The organism is Mesorhizobium sp. B2-4-19 (assembly GCF_006441315.1).
Taxonomy (GTDB): Bacteria; Pseudomonadota; Alphaproteobacteria; order Rhizobiales; family Rhizobiaceae; genus Mesorhizobium.
In genome coordinates, this window is sequence record NZ_VFUV01000015.1 from 42,574 (window position 1) to 57,536 (window position 14,963).

Sequence of the window (14,963 nt, forward strand, 5' to 3'; positions counted from 1 at the left end):
CAAACGAATTCGCCGAACCCTGGCACATCTGCTGGCCATTCTCCAAGCACAGATGTTGCGGTGCACCTAATTTAAGCAGCCGAAGCCGGCTTAAGGCACGGCTTAGAAGAACGCCTGTATCCCGGTCTGCGCCCGTCCCAGGATCAGCGCGTGCACGTCATGCGTGCCCTCATAGGTGTTGACCGTCTCCAAATTCTGCGCGTGGCGCATGACGTGGTAGCCGATCTGGATGCCGTTGCCGCCATGCATGTCGCGGGCCTGGCGGGCAATGTCGAGCGCCTTGCCGCAATTGTTGCGCTTGACGATCGAGATCATCTCCGGTGCCATCTTGCCTGCATCGAGCAGCCGCCCGACGCGCAAGGATGCCTGCAGCCCAAGCGCGATCTCGGTCTGCATGTCGGCGAGCTTCTTCTGGTACAGCTGCGTGCCGGCCAGCGGCTTGCCGAACTGCTTGCGGTCGAGACCATACTGGCGTGCGCGCTGCCAGCAATCTTCCGCCGCACCCATCGAGCCCCAGGAGATGCCGTAGCGAGCCCGGTTGAGACAGTCGAACGGGCCGCCAAGGCCCTTGGCGTTGGGCAGCAGCGCGTCCTCGCCGACCTCGACACCTTCCATCACCACTTCACCGGTGATCGACGCGCGCAGCGACAGCTTGCCGCCGATCTTCGGCGCCGACAGCCCCTTCATGCCCCTTTCCAGCACGAAGCCGCGGATCTCGTCCTTGCCCGTCTCGCCCTTCAGCTTGGCCCAGACGACGAAGACGTCTGCGATCGGTGCATTGGAGATCCACATTTTGGAACCGGAGAGCTTGTAGCCGCTGGCGGTCTTTTCGGCGCGGGTCTTCATGCCGCCGGGGTCGGAGCCGGCATCCGGCTCGGTCAGGCCGAAACAGCCGATCCACTCGCCGCTGGCGAGCTTGGGCAAGTACTTCTTGCGCTGCTCTTCGGAGCCATAGGCGTGGATCGGATACATCACCAGCGACGACTGCACCGACATCATCGAGCGATAGCCGGAATCGACGCGTTCGACTTCCCGCGCGACCAGCCCGTAGGTCACATAATTGGCGCCGAGGCCGCCATACTCTTCCGGGATGGTAATGCCGAGCAGGCCGGCCTCGCCCATCTCGCGAAAGATGCCGGCATCCGTCTTTTCATTGAGATAGGCATCCTCGATGCGCGGGGCGAGCTTGTCGGCGGCGAAGGCCGCCGCGCCGTCGCGCACCATGCGCTCTTCTTCCGAAAGCTGGTCCTCGATCAGGAACGGGTCTTCCCAGACGAATGCATTCTTGTCGGCGGCCATGGCTTGTCGATCCTCAAACGGGTGAAGCCTGGCTTATCGGCCCGTGGTCTTAAAAAATCAAACGAAATTGCTTCACGGATCAATGAGCGTTAGGAATGGATCATGAGTGTCCAGCGTCGTCTTTTGCCCAACATCAGCGCCCTCGCCGCCTTCGAGGCGGTGGCCCGGCTTGGGTCTTTTACTGCCGCTGCCCAGGAGCTGGACCTGACCCAGGGCGCGGTCAGCCGGCAGATCAGGCTGCTGGAAGACCAGTTCGGGCGCCGGCTGTTCGAGCGCGACAGCCGCAATGTCCGGCTGTCGACGGCAGGCGAAATCTACGCCGAAGCGGTGCGTTCAGCCCTCGGCCAGTTGCGCGACGCAGCCCTTGGACTGATGAGCAATCGGCATAGTGGCATCTTGAACCTCGCCATTTTGCCGACCTTCGGCACGCGCTGGCTGATGCCGATGATCCCGGATTTCGTCGCGAACAATCCCGACATCACCATCAACTTCGTCACCCGCGTCGGCCGCTTCGACTTCGCCAGGGAGAGGTTGGACGCCGCCATCCATTACGGCCTGCCGGACTGGCCGGAGGCCGATTCGACGCTGCTGGTGCGCGAAACCGTGGCGCCGGTGGCGTCGCCCGAATTCCTCGCCGGCCGTGCCATCGCCACGCCGGCCGATATCGGCCGCCTGCCGCTGCTGCACATGGCGACGCGCCCCGGCGCCTGGACCGAATGGTTCGAGCATCAGGGCCTGAACGCGCCGGCCGGACCCGGCATGCAGTTCGAACAGTTCGGCACCGCCGCCCAGGCCTGTATGGCGGGGCTTGGTGTCGCGCTGTTGCCGCTGCTCCTCATCGCGGGCGAATTGCAGCGCGGCCAGTTGGTGCCGGCGCCCGGCCAACCCATGCAAAGCCGCAGCGCCTATTACCTCGTCGTCCCGCACGACAAACGCGACCATCCCCCGGCGGCCAGCTTTCGGGACTGGCTGCTGGAGCAGGTTGAGAAGGAGCCGGCTGTTCTGGCCTGGTAGCTACTTCCGCTTCAGCGCATCGGCCAGCGCCGCACCGAAGGCCCCTTGCTGGGCCGGCCGTTCCGGCTGGCGTTGCGGCGCCGGCGAGCGCGGCGCCGGCCTGCCGCCGCCATTGTCGCGCGGCCCACCACGCGGCGCACCACCCTCACCGCCGTCCTTGCGCATGGAGAGCGCGATGCGCTTGCGCTTGATGTCGACGTCGACGACGCGCACCTTGACCACATCGCCGGCCTTGACCACTTCATGCGCGTCCTTGATGAAACGGTCGGCCAGTTGCGAGACATGCACCAGCCCGTCCTGATGGACGCCGATATCGACGAAGGCGCCGAAGGCCGCGACATTGGTCACGGTACCCTCCAGCAGCATTCCGGGTTTGAGGTCCTTGATGTCGTCGACGCCGTCGGCGAAGGTCGCCGTCTTGAAGCCGGGACGCGGGTCGCGGCCGGGCTTTTCCAGCTCCGCCAGAATGTCGCGCACCGTCGGCAGGCCGAAACGCTCGTCGACGAAGACGCGTGGGTCGAGTGCCTTGAGCGCGACGCTGTCGCCCATCAGCGAGCGCACATCGCGACCGCAGGCGGCGACGATCTTCTTGGCCACGCCATAGGCTTCCGGATGCACCGACGAGGCGTCGAGCGGCTCGCTGCCATTGGCGATGCGCAGGAAGCCGGCGGATTGTTCGAACGCGCGCGGTCCAAGCCGTGGCACCTTGAGGAGATCTTTCCGGCTGGCGAAGGGGCCGGTCGCATCGCGATGCGCGACGATGGCGTCGGCGACCGATGCGCCGAGGCCCGAAACCCGCGCCAGCAATGGCGCCGAGGCGGTGTTGAGATCGACGCCGACCGCGTTGACCGCGTCCTCGACCACCGCCTCCAGCGAGCGGCCGAGCCGGTACTGGTCGACATCGTGCTGGTACTGGCCGACGCCGATCGACTTGGGTTCGATCTTGACCAGCTCGGCCAGCGGATCCTGCAGGCGCCGCGCGATCGACACCGCGCCGCGCAACGAAACGTCGAGGCCGGGAAATTCGGCGGCCGCCGTCGCCGATGCCGAATAGACCGAAGCGCCCGCTTCGCTGACGATCACCTTGAGCGGCTTCGGCCCGCCGTCGGAAGGCATGTCGGACAGCATGTCCGCCACCAGCTTTTCCGTCTCGCGGCTGCCGGTGCCGTTGCCGATCGAAATCAGCTCGACCTTGTGCAAGCGGATGAGCTTGGCGAGTTCGGCCTGCGTGCCGCGCACATCGTTCTTCGGCGGGAACGGATAGACCGTCGTCGTCGCCACCAGCTTGCCGGTGCCGTCGACCACGGCCACCTTGACGCCGGTGCGGATGCCGGGGTCGAGCCCCATCGTCGGCCGCGAACCGGCGGGTGCGGCCAGAAGCAGATCCTTCAGATTGCGGGCGAAGACATGGATCGCCTCTTCCTCGGCCCGCTCGCGCAGATCGCGCATCAGATCGAGCGTCAGGTGCAGCGAAAGCTTGATGCGCCAGGTCCAGCCGGCAACCTCCATCAGCCAGCGGTCACCGGGCAGGCTGGCGCCGATAGCATAAGCGTTGGCGATCATCCGTTCGACCGGTTTCACCGGCGACGCGTCGTCGGCATCGACCTCGATGTCGAGCGACAGCACCTCTTCGTTGCGGCCGCGCAGCATGGCCAGCGCGCGATGGCTCGGCACGTTTGCCCAGCGCTCGACATGGTCGAAATAGTCCGAGAATTTGGCGCCCGCCTCCTGCTTGCCGTCGACCACCCGGGCGCGCATGAAGGCGCGGTCCTTCATGTAGGTGCGCAGTTTGCCGACCAGATCGGCATTCTCGGCGAACTGCTCCGACAGGATGTCGCGCGCGCCTTCAAGGGCTGCCTTGGCGTCGGCCACTTCCTCGGTGACATAGGCGAGCGCCAGTTCGGCGGGCACGAGCGAACGGTTGGCAAGGATGGCCTCGGCCAGCGGTCCCAGCCCACGCTCGCGGGCGATCTCGGCCTTGGTGCGGCGTTTCGGCTTGTAGGGCAGATAGATGTCTTCGAGTTCCGCCTTTGTGGCCGCCGCCGCGATCTTGGTTTCCAGTTCCTCGGTCAGCTTGCCCTGCTCGCGGATCGAACCGAGGATGGTGTCGCGGCGGGCGTCGAGCTCGCGCAGATAGGCGAGCCGCTCGGCAAGGTCGCGCAGTTGCGTGTCGTCCAGCCCGCCGGTCACCTCCTTGCGATAACGCGCTACGAACGGCACGGTCGCACCCTCGTCGAGCAGTTCGATCGCCGCCGCCGCCTGTTCGGGCCGCGCCTTGATCTCGGCCGCGATGATGGCTGCGATGCGCTTGGTGTCGGATGCCATGTCGTTCCTGCTCTCATCAAAAAGAGCGGCGACCATAGGCGCAGACGCCTGTCTCGCCAACCGCGACGTTTTCAACCGTCGCGGGCGGTCCACAGGAAAGCATGCGGCAACGAGGCCGCGACCGACGGGTCAGACCAGTTGGGTCAGCGCCTCGAAGAAGGCGACGATTTCGAGATCAAGCGGATCGTCGACCGGCACCGGCTGCGACGACATCTTGGCGATGACGACCTCGGTCCTGGGATCGACATAGAGCCATTGGCCATGAATGCCGATGCCGCAATAGGCGCCGTTCGGCTTGCCTGACTGATACCATTTGTTGCGGTAGCGGCCTTGCGGGAACAGCGGCAGCATGGTGCCACGCTGCCAGGCTTCCGCACTGCCGCCGGTGCTGACCGTGTCGCGCACCCAGGCCTCCGTCACGATGCGGCGGCCATTGGCGGTGCCGCCTTGCCGCATCATCTCGCCAATGCGCGCCAGGTCGCGCGGCGTCACCGAAATGCCGCCGGCGGTGCGGGCCGTGCCCTCCATGTCGACGCCGATCGAGGCTTCGCTGACAGCGCCAAGCGGGAGCCACAATTTCTCGCGCATCAGGTCGCTGAAGCGCTGGCCCGATGCGCGCTCCAGCAGCAGGCCGAGCAGGTCGGAATTGGGTGAGCGGTAGCGAAAAGTCCGGCCATGCGGCTCGGCAAGCCGCTGCAGGGTCAGGATGAATTCGCGCAGGCTTTCCGTGCCGCCACCCGGATTCCACAGCGTGGCGCGGCGGTAGCGGGCAAAGGCGCTTTCCGGATCGAGATAGGCCTCTTCGAAATCGAGGCTGACGCTCATGTCGAGCACATGCCGTGTGCTCGCATCGCCATAGGCCGAGCCGGCGGCTTCCGGAATGTAGGTCGTGACCGGCGCTTTCGGATCGAACACCCCCTCGCCTTCCAATATGCCGGCAATAATCGCGGTCACCGACTTGCTGATCGAGAAGACGATGTGGCGGGCGCCGAATTCCATCTGCGGCGCGAACCAGTCGCCGATCACCTTGCCGCCTTTCATCACCGTCAGCGCGTCGGTGCTGGAGCGTATGAGGAATTCGGCGACCGTCTCCGGCGCGCTGGCCAGCGAAACCTTTTCGCCGAGCAAACCACCGAAATCCTTCGCCGGCGCCTCGGCACCAGCCGATGCCGCGGCCACGCGCGCCGTGGGCACCAGTTCGCCAAGGTTCTGGAACGACCATCGGTTGAACGGGCTTTCGCGCCAGTTGGAAAGCAGCACCTCATTGCGGCGGAAGCCGTGGCGAATCTCGAACGCGGTCTTGCCGGTCATGGCGTTTCCTTCCAGGTCGTTTCTTGTGGGGGCCTAGAGCAGTGCGGCGGCGATGGCGTGCACGGCCTTCAGCGTCGCTGTGGAGTAGGCGAGATTGCTGAAATCCGGCCAGGTCGAAAGCTTCACCACGACCGTTCCTGTGTTCCAGCCGATATGGATCATCTGCCCGAACACGCCCCGGCACATCAGCGCGCGCGAACTGGGGTTCTCGATCCAGAACTGGTTGCGGTAGCTGCCCTCAGGCAGACTGGGGGAGAAATCAGCGCCATGCCTGCCATTGCGTGTCGCCTCGATCCATTCGGCCGGCACGATGCCGCCGCCATTGTCGAGGATCAGCTGGCCGAAGCGGCCATAGTCGCGCAGCGTCGCGTTGAAGCCGCCGTCGGCCAGCGCATAGCCGGCGCCGTCAACGGTGAAGCAGGCGCTTTCGTCGGCGCCAAGCTTTTGCCAGAGTTCCTCCGACACCAGCTGCGCAAGCCGCTTGCCCGTCACCCGCTCCATGATGAAGGCAAGCACGTCGGTCTCGATCGAGCGGTATTCGAACGCCGCACCGTGCGGCCGGACCGTGTCCTTCAAGCCCAGGATCAGCTCGAACATATGCGAGGGCCAGCGGAAGTCCGGATCGCTGCCCGGCGGCACTGGCTTCCAGCCGGTGGCGACATCAACCTGGCCGATATCGGAATAGCGGTCGGTATATTCTTCGGAAAAACGCACGCCCGTCGTCATGTCGAGCACATGCTGAACGCTGGCGCCGGCCCAGCCTGTGCCGCCAAGTTCAGGCAGGTAATCCGTGACCGGCCCGGCCGGATCGATCAGGCCGCGCCCGGCCAATATGCCGAACACCGAGCCGGTGATGGACTTGGCCATCGACTGCGACAGATGCAGCGTGCGCACGTCCATGTCGTTGAAGTAACGCTCATAGGCGACCCTGCCGTGCTTGAGCACCAGGAAGCCGTCCGTATAGGTCTCGTCGAGCAACCCGGCGAGCGTCGAGGGCCTCCCCGCGCTGTCCTCGACCGCCAGCCCGTCGAGATCGACCTCGGCGCGTTCGAGACGATGGCGGTGGCCGTTGCCGCGCCAGACTTCGGCGGTCGGCAGGATTTCCCGGATGTGCTGGAACGCCCAGCGGTTCCATGGCGGCCGGTCCCAGTCGAGCTTCGGCGGCACCATGGCGGGCGGCGAGCCCCGCATGATCGGCGGCCGCGGATCGCTGTTGCGATAGGAGTCCATGAAAGGCATTCCCGGAAAAGAAAAGACCCGGCGGTGTGTGCCGCCGGGTCTGGCATTCAGCGATTACTTCTGCAGTTCGGTCCAGATCTTGGTGTAGAGTTCCTGTGTTTCCGGCGCGCACATCTTCTGGAATTCGCCTTTCGGCTTGGCGTCGGCCGGAATGACGACTTCCGGCGCGTCCTTCATGTCGGCCGGCATGTATTTGTCCGAACCGGTGATGGCGTTGGCGTAACGGTGGAAGGCCGAGAGGCCGGCCGCGTTTTCCGGATCCATGATGAAGTTCTGGAACAGCTTGGCGTTCTCGACGTTCTTGGCCTCCTTCAGGACGACGACATTGTCGCTCCACAGGCCAAAGCCTTCCTTCGGATAGTTGTAATGGATGGCGGCATTGGCCAGACGCTGGCGCAGCGCCGAGCCGTTCCAGTCGCTGGTTGCCTTGAAGTCGCCGGCCCCCATCTTCTCGATGGTGTTGTAGTCCATCGCGATCCAGTTCGGCTTGGCCGCTACCAGCAGGTCGCGCACCTTCTTCAGCACCGCCTTGTCGTCGGTGCATTGCTGGCCGCCGACATATTTGATCGCCGCGAAGATGACGTCACCCATCTCGGGAACAACGTTGACCTTGCCCTTCAGCTCGTCGGGCGTGTTGAAGACGATGCCCCACGTATCGGCGGGACCCTTGTAGGCATCGGTGTTGACGACGACGCCGATCGTGCCCCAGGCCCACGGCACGGAATATTTGCGGCCCGGATCGAATTCAGGATTGGCCCATTCCGGGGCGACGTTCTTGAAATTCTCCATCTTGCCCGGATCGGTCTCGAGCAGGAGCCCTTCCTTGATCCAGATCGGCACGTAGGTCTGCGACGGCACGGCGATGTCGAAGCCGGTGCCGCCCTGCCGGACCTTGGCGAGCGCGGTGTCGTTGGAATCGTAATCGGTGATGGTCACCTTGATCTTGTATTTGTCTTCGAACTTCTTGATCACGTCGGGGCTTGTGTAGTTGCCCCAATTGTAGATGTTGAGCACGCCCTCGGCGCGGGCCAGGCCCGTCGAAGCGAGCAGCGCCAACCCCATGGCGGTCGCCATTGTCTTCCAGTTCATCGTTCTAACTCCCATTTTCAGATTCAGTCTCGTTTCCTGCTGACGAAGAAAAACAACGTGACGATCGCGACCGAAAGCAGCAGGAAAGCGGTCGATATCGCGTTGATCTCGGGTGTGACGCCACGGCGGATCTGGCCGAGCATGTAAGTGGGCAGCGTGTCCTGGCCGCCCGATTTGACGAACTCGGTGATGACGACGTCATCGAGCGAGATGACGAAGGCCAGCATCAGGCCGGCCAGGATACCGGGCCACAAAAGCGGCAGCGTGATGCGGCGGAAGGTCTTCCACGGGGTCGCGTAGAGATCGGCCGCGGCGCGATCGAGGGTCAGATCCATATTCTCCAGCCGCGCCCGGATAGGCAGATAGGCGAACGGAATGCAGAATGCCGTATGCGCGGCGATCAGGTAGCCGAGGCCGGAATAGCCGGTGAAGATCTTGATGCGTGAGAAGAAGATCAGCAGCGCCACGCCGGTGACGATCTCGGGCACCATCAGCGGCTGGTTGATTGCCGCATATTTGAAGGTGAGTCCGGGATAGGGGGCGGTGCGCGTGGTGGCGAGTGCCGCCATCGTGGCGAAGATGGTCGACAGCACCGCTGCGATGGCACCGATCTGGAACGAGCGCAGCGTTGCGTCGATGACCTGCGTGTTCTGGTACGCCGACTGGAACCATCGCAGCGAAAAGCCACCCCATTCGGATGTCGAGCTGGCCGCGTTGAAGGCGTAGGCGACCAGCACGATGATCGGCAAATAGAGCACGACGAAACAGGTCGCCGCGATCGCCGTGAAGCCCGGCTGGTGCTTGATGGAGAAGTTGCTAGCCATGACGCACCCCTGACTTGCCGGCGTTGCGCACATAGGCAAGCAACGCCAGCATGACGATGACCATCACCGTGATCGACAGCGCCGAGCCAAGCGGCCAGTTGCGGCCTTGTCCGAACTGCAATTCGATCAGGTTGGACAGCATCATGTTCTTGCCGCCGCCCAGCACGACCGGCGTCACATAGGCGCCGAGTGCCGGAATGAAGACCAGGATCGAGCCGGCAATGACGCCGGGCTTGACGAGCGGGAAAATGATCTTCCGCAGCACTTTGAAGCGCGTCGCGTAGAGATCATAGCCGGCCTCGACCAGGCGGAAATCGAGCTTCTCCATGCTGGCGTAGATCGGCAGCACCATCAGCGGCAGGTAGACATAGGCCATGCCGATCAGGATCGCGGTGTCGGTATAGAGGATCTGGATCGGCGCCGAGATGATGCCGAGCTTGAGCAGGATCGTGTTGATGATGCCTTCGTTGCGGATGATCTGCAGCACCGCGAAGGTGCGGATCAGGAGGTTGGTCCAGAACGGGATGGTGATCAGGAACAGCCAGAGATCCCTGGTCTTCTCGCTGCGCGTCGCCATGAAATAGGCCGTCGGGAAACCGAGCGCCAAAGTGGCCAGCGTCGTCACCACCGCAAGCTTGATCGAGCGCCAGAAGATGGTGACATGCGCCGCCGCGAGCGAAAGCGTGTCGTCGAAAATGTCACGTTCCATGAACACCGATATCCAGGCGTCGGGCGAAAACTGCCATTTCACGTCGCCATAGGCGCCGGGCGTCAGGAACGAGTAGACGAGCACGATCAGCAGCGGGCCGGTCGCGGCGAGCAGGATGACCAGCAGCGCCGGCGCTGACAAAAGCCAGCGGTCACGGACATCACGCCGTTCAGCTGCCTTGGCGACTTCTTCCGCGGTGGCCATCAGTCCCTCAGCACTTGCGCGGCGTCGTTGCCGATCAGGATGCCGACCTTGTCGCCGCGCTCGAAACCGCAGCCTGCGCTGCGCGTGTTCTGCTGGCGCACGGTAAAGGCCTCGCCGCCGTCGAGCTGGACATGGATATGCGTGTCGGTGCCGAAATAGACGATGTTTTCGACCGTGCCCGACAGGTCTCCCTTGTCCTTGGTCAGCTTGGCATGCTCGGGCCGTACCACCACGGTGGCGTTGCCCTTCGGCTGGAACCCTTCGGCGACGGTCGCCTCGATGGTCGTGCCGGATTTGAGCGTCGCGCGGGCCTTGCCGTTGCCGGTGCCCGATATGGCGGCGGTGAGGAAGTTGGTCTCGCCGATGAAGTCGGCGACGAAGCGCTCCGCCGGCTTGTCGTAGATATCCCAGGGCGAGCCGACCTGGAGGATCTTGCCCGACGACATCACCGCGATGCGGTCCGACATGGTCAGCGCTTCTTCCTGGTCGTGGGTGACGAAGATGAAGGTGATGCCGGTCTCGTGCTGCAGCCGCTTCAACTCGATCTGCATCTCCTTGCGCAGCTTGTAGTCGAGTGCCGAGAGCGGTTCGTCGAGCAACAGCACTTTCGGCTGCGGCGCCAGCGCCCTGGCCAGCGCCACGCGCTGCTGCTGGCCACCGGAAATCTGGGCCGTGCGGCGACCGGCAAGCGCCTCCATCTTGACCAGTTTGAGCATTTCGGCGACGCGCGCCTTGATCTCGCCCTTGGGCTTGCCGAGCATCTCCAGGCCGAAGCCGATATTGTCGGCAACCGTCATGTGCGGGAACAGCGCGTAGGACTGGAAGACGGTGTTGACCGGCCGCTTGAAGGGCGGCAGCGGCGCGATGTCCTGGCCGTAGAGCAGGATTTCTCCGGCGGTTGGAAAGTCGAAGCCGGCGATCAGCCGCAGAAGGGTGGTCTTGCCACAGCCGGACGGTCCCAGCAGCGTGAAGAACTCGTTCTCGCGAATGGATACCGATACCTTGTCGAGGGCAGCGACCTGCCCCTCACCCGATCCGAAAATTTTACTGACGTTTACTACTTCAATCGCATTCCGATCCGGTTTGTCCGGCACGATTACGCCTCACTGTTGACCCCGCTCTTGCTGGCGGAGCTGTTCCCCTGTTCGATGTGACCACACGCCCGGTAGGTTGGCAAGCCCGGCATTGAATCACAGTTCAGTCCGTCTTTAGCCAGCAAGCCTCATGCCATTGTCAGGCCTGATACGTGATCTTGCCGCCGCAAATCGTCGTCACCGGACGCACCTTGTGCAGATCGGCCGGCGCCGTCTTCTCGATATCCGCCGACAGAACCACCAGGTCGGCCATATAGCCTGATTTCAGCGTGCCTTTGCGGTGTTCGGCGAATTCGGCATAGGCGCCCTCGACCGTGTAGGCGGCGATCGATTCCTGCAGCGAGAAACTCTGGTCCGGGTCGCTGTCTGCCCATGGTTTACGCATCACTGCCGCCTGAATGCCCAGGATCGGGTCGATCGGCGACACCGGCCAATCCGAGGCGAAGACGACATGCGCGCCGGCATTCTTCAGGGTTCGCCAGGCATAGCTCAGCGGCCAGCGGGCCGGCCCGATGCGCGACACGGTCGGTTCGAGCGGGAAATCCATGGCGCCGGGCGGATGCGGCGGCTGCATCGAGGCGATGACGCCGAGTTCGGCGAAGCGCGGCACATCCGACGTGGTGGTGACCTCGATGTGTTCGACGCGGTGACGGCTGTCGCGCTTGCCATTGGCCTTTTGCGCCGCCTCGTAGCCGTCGAGCACCGCACGCACCGCGCCATCACCGATCGAGTGCACCGCGATCTGCAGTCCACGCCTGTCGACGGCAACGGCGAGATCGATGAACTGCTGCGGTGTGAACAGCGGCTCGCCCACCCAGTCCGGGCGGTCGGCATAGGGCTCGATCATCACAGCCGTCCAGGAATCGAGCACGCCGTCATAGAACACCTTGACCATGCCCGATGACAGCCACGCGCTGTTGTAGCGCTCGGCCATGACGGATGCCTTGTCGAGCATGTCGAGCGTCATGAAATTCTTGTAGTGGAAGGGTATCTGCACACGGCAGGGCAAACCTTCCTCGGCGTCGATCTCGGCCAGCAGTTCGAGCTGGTAGAGATTGCCGTCCATGTTCTGGATGGAGGTGATGCCGTGGCGCGCGCACCAGGCGAGGCCGCGCCGCATGATGTCACGGTCGGCGGCGCGTTCGGCCGCGGACGGCATCGGATCCGGCTCGCCGCCGGTCGCCAGCCCCAACCGCACCCGGCCCTCGCCGGCAAGATCGAGCACCGGGCCGAAGGCCTCGCCCTCGCGCAATTCGCCGGCTGCCAGGCCATCCTCGCCCATGACGATTTCATTGCCCGGACCAAGAGCGCGGCCATGCAGGATGCCGGCCATCTCCAACGCCTTGGTGTTGGCCCACATCGTGTGGTGATCGGGCGCGGCCATGCAGAACGGGCGATCCGGCAGGATCTCATCGAGATGGTGGCGCGTCACCCGCTCGTCGCCGAGCACGGTATAGTCGACGCCTTGCCCGACCAGCATTTTCGCGTCGGGCTTGGTCGACGCATAGTCGCGGATCACCTTTTTCAGCGCCTCGAAGCCATGGACACCGCCAAGCTGAAGATGCGCGAGCTCGGCCCCTCCCGAGAACAGATGCATATGGGCTTCGATGAAGCCGGGCACGACCGAACCGCCCTTGGCGTCGATCACCTGTGTGGCCGCTCCCTTGAGTTCTTCGATGGCGGCACGGCTGCCAACCGCGATGATTTCGCCGTCCTTGACGGCTACGGCCTCGGCTACGGGATTGCCATCGTCCATGGTCAGCACACGACCATTGATGACGATCAGATCCGCATTGTGACCCGCACCCGTAACAGACATCGCGACTCCGCGCTTTTGATGACCGACTGAGACCGACAGCCCTGCGCTCAACGACCTGCCAACTCCACCGGAGCGGCGCCACGGAACAAAAACCGATGCCAGTCCGCTGCCTTCGAAATTCCCCTTGTTATCCCGAGGGACAGCGTGGATAAAGAATGCGACTGATCATTCGCGTTTGTCAACATGCGGAATTTAGAATGTATTGTGGACAGCACCCTGCGCTCGTGTTGGGACCAGGCGGGGACGAGGACATAGAGCAGTGAAGCGCAGTCTCGACCGCAAAACCAGGATAGCGCTCGAGCCGCGCAAGCAGCCTCGGCAGCAACGGTCGAGCAAGGTGGTCGACCGCATTCTCGACGCGGCGCTGATCTTGACGCGGGAGCAAGGAACCAGGACGCCGACGACGCTCGCCATCGCGCAGCGCGCGGGCCTGTCGGTCGGTTCGGTCTATCAATACTTTCCCAACAAGGAAGCCATTCTTCTGGACCTCGCCCGGCGCTGGCTGTCCTCCTTTCCCGAAGTGATCGAGAAGCGCATCAAGGCCCCCAGGCCCACCAACCGCGACGAATTCCGGCGCGAAGTGCGCAAGCTCTTCATCGACACGTCCAGTATCTATCTCGAAAACGCCACCCTGATGCCGGTGATCGAGGCCATTTCAGGCAACGCCGATCTCAGGCCTATCCAGGACGAGTATGACGAGCAGATCATCGCGCTTTACGCCGGCTGGCTGCGGCATGTGAATCCTGCTCTCGAAGACAAGATCGCCAAACGGCTCGGCCTTGTGATGATGGAGGTCGGGCACGCCTGCCGGCTGGTCGCACTGAAGAGAGATCGCAGGACGTACAACCTCATCGAGGACGATGTCGAAGCCATGTGGCTCGCTCTGGTGAGCCCCTATCTCAACCTTGACTGATTGCGCATTTCGAGAGGAATTTCATGAAGACTGTCTATTCGCCGCTTCATGCTGGCCATGCAGGCCAGATGGAACTGGTCACCTCGGCCATCGTGCCGGGTTTTGAAAAACCCTCGCGGGCCGAATTCATCAAGGCGAGAGTCGAAAGCGAGAAGCTCGGTCCGATCGTCCTGCCGCTCGATCACGATCTTGCCGCCGCCAAGCGCATCCACAAATCAGACTATATCGACTTCCTGCCAACGGTGTGGCCGCAATGGGTGGCTTCCGGTCACGAGGGCACGGCCATGCCCTTCACCTGGCCGACGCGCGGCCTGCGCGGCGACGTGCCGCCAAAGCGTGTCGATGCGCTGCTCGGCTACTATTCCTTCGATGCCGGCGCCACCTTCGTCGAAGGCACCTGGGCCGCGATCAAATCGTCCTATGACGTGGCGCTGACCGCGGCCAGCCTGGTCAAGGGCGGCGAGAGGTCGGCCTTCGCGCTTTGCCGCCCGCCAGGCCACCATGCCGGCGCCGGCTTCATGGGCGGCTATTGCTACATCAACAACGCCGCCGTCGCCGCGCAGTGGTTCCTCGACCAGGGCGCCAAACGCATCTCCGTCCTCGATGTCGACTACCACCATGGTAACGGCACGCAGGAAATCTTCTATGACCGTGCCGACGTGCAGGTCCTCAACCTGCATGGTGATCCCCTGGTCGAGTATCCCTTCTTCCTCGGTCATGCCGATGAACGCGGCGCCGGGGCCGGCGAGGGCTTCAACGTCAACTACCCCATGCCGTTCGGCACCGGCTGGGACGCCTGGAACGCCTCGCTTGAGGATGCCTGCGCCAGGCTCACCGCCTACGCGCCCGACATCGTCATCGTCTCGCTCGGCGTCGACACTTTCGAGAAGGACCCGATCAGCCAATTCAAGCTGACAAGCCCCGACTATCCCAAGATCGGTCGCCGCATCGCCAGGCTCGGCCTGCCGACCCTGTTCGTCATGGAAGGCGGCTATGCCGTCGAGGAGATCGGCATCAACGCCGTCGGCGTGCTGACCGGCTTCGAGGACCGCTAAGCCCGCCCACAAAGCCGGAGCGGACAACACAGGTAGGAAAGAAAAAAGGGCGGCATATCAGCCCTTTT

Annotated in this window: 12 protein-coding genes; 3 read left to right on the forward strand and 9 right to left on the reverse strand. The window is 63.7% G+C overall.

Features of this window, described 5'->3' with window-relative positions; all coding sequences use genetic code 11:
- Positions 1–102: 102 nt before the first annotated feature.
- A complete protein-coding gene (locus FJ546_RS22675; protein WP_140891374.1) occupies positions 103–1,299 on the reverse strand; it encodes an acyl-CoA dehydrogenase in 1,197 nt (398 codons plus the stop codon).
- 102 nt (positions 1,300–1,401) lie between these two features.
- On the opposite strand from FJ546_RS22675, the gene FJ546_RS22680 reads away from it, so the two are divergent.
- Positions 1,402–2,313, forward strand: a complete 912-nt coding sequence (locus FJ546_RS22680) for a LysR family transcriptional regulator (protein ID WP_140891375.1) — start codon at positions 1,402–1,404, stop codon at positions 2,311–2,313.
- Here FJ546_RS22680 and FJ546_RS22685 read toward each other — a convergent pair whose 3' ends face one another.
- From FJ546_RS22685 to FJ546_RS22720, 8 genes are all read right to left on the reverse strand, one after another.
- Entirely contained in the window at positions 2,314–4,638 is a 2,325-nt protein-coding gene (locus FJ546_RS22685) for a Tex family protein (RefSeq protein WP_140891376.1), read from the reverse strand.
- Positions 4,639–4,767: 129 nt separating this feature from the next.
- A complete protein-coding gene (locus tag FJ546_RS22690; protein WP_140891377.1) occupies positions 4,768–5,949 on the reverse strand; it encodes a serine hydrolase in 1,182 nt (393 codons plus the stop codon).
- 33 nt (positions 5,950–5,982) lie between these two features.
- A complete protein-coding gene (locus FJ546_RS22695; RefSeq protein ID WP_140891378.1) occupies positions 5,983–7,179 on the reverse strand; it encodes a serine hydrolase in 1,197 nt (398 codons plus the stop codon).
- A gap of 63 nt (positions 7,180–7,242) precedes the next feature.
- Positions 7,243–8,277, reverse strand: a complete 1,035-nt coding sequence (locus FJ546_RS22700; protein WP_140891379.1) for an extracellular solute-binding protein — start codon at positions 8,275–8,277, stop codon at positions 7,243–7,245.
- Positions 8,278–8,300: 23 nt separating this feature from the next.
- Entirely contained in the window at positions 8,301–9,101 is an 801-nt protein-coding gene (locus FJ546_RS22705; RefSeq protein WP_140891380.1) for an ABC transporter permease, read from the reverse strand.
- Positions 9,094–10,014, reverse strand: a complete 921-nt coding sequence (locus tag FJ546_RS22710; RefSeq protein ID WP_010911255.1) for an ABC transporter permease — start codon at positions 10,012–10,014, stop codon at positions 9,094–9,096. The genes FJ546_RS22705 and FJ546_RS22710 overlap by 8 nt, the downstream gene beginning before the upstream one ends.
- Complete coding sequence (locus FJ546_RS22715; RefSeq protein WP_140891381.1) at positions 10,014–11,108, reverse strand: ABC transporter ATP-binding protein; 1,095 nt, start codon at positions 11,106–11,108, stop codon at positions 10,014–10,016. The genes FJ546_RS22710 and FJ546_RS22715 overlap by 1 nt, the downstream gene beginning before the upstream one ends.
- A gap of 139 nt (positions 11,109–11,247) precedes the next feature.
- The gene (locus FJ546_RS22720) at positions 11,248–12,927 is read right to left on the reverse strand and encodes an amidohydrolase (RefSeq protein ID WP_140891382.1); all 1,680 of its coding nucleotides are present in this window, start codon (positions 12,925–12,927) and stop codon (positions 11,248–11,250) included.
- A gap of 259 nt (positions 12,928–13,186) precedes the next feature.
- Here FJ546_RS22720 and FJ546_RS22725 point away from each other — a divergent pair, with 259 nt between their 5' ends.
- Together FJ546_RS22725 and FJ546_RS22730 are read left to right on the forward strand one after the other, a co-directional pair.
- Entirely contained in the window at positions 13,187–13,840 is a 654-nt protein-coding gene (locus tag FJ546_RS22725; RefSeq protein ID WP_140891383.1) for a TetR/AcrR family transcriptional regulator, read from the forward strand.
- A gap of 23 nt (positions 13,841–13,863) precedes the next feature.
- On the forward strand, positions 13,864–14,895 hold the full coding sequence (locus FJ546_RS22730) for a histone deacetylase family protein (protein WP_140891384.1): 1,032 nt from the start codon (positions 13,864–13,866) through the stop codon (positions 14,893–14,895).
- Positions 14,896–14,963 lie beyond the last annotated feature (68 nt).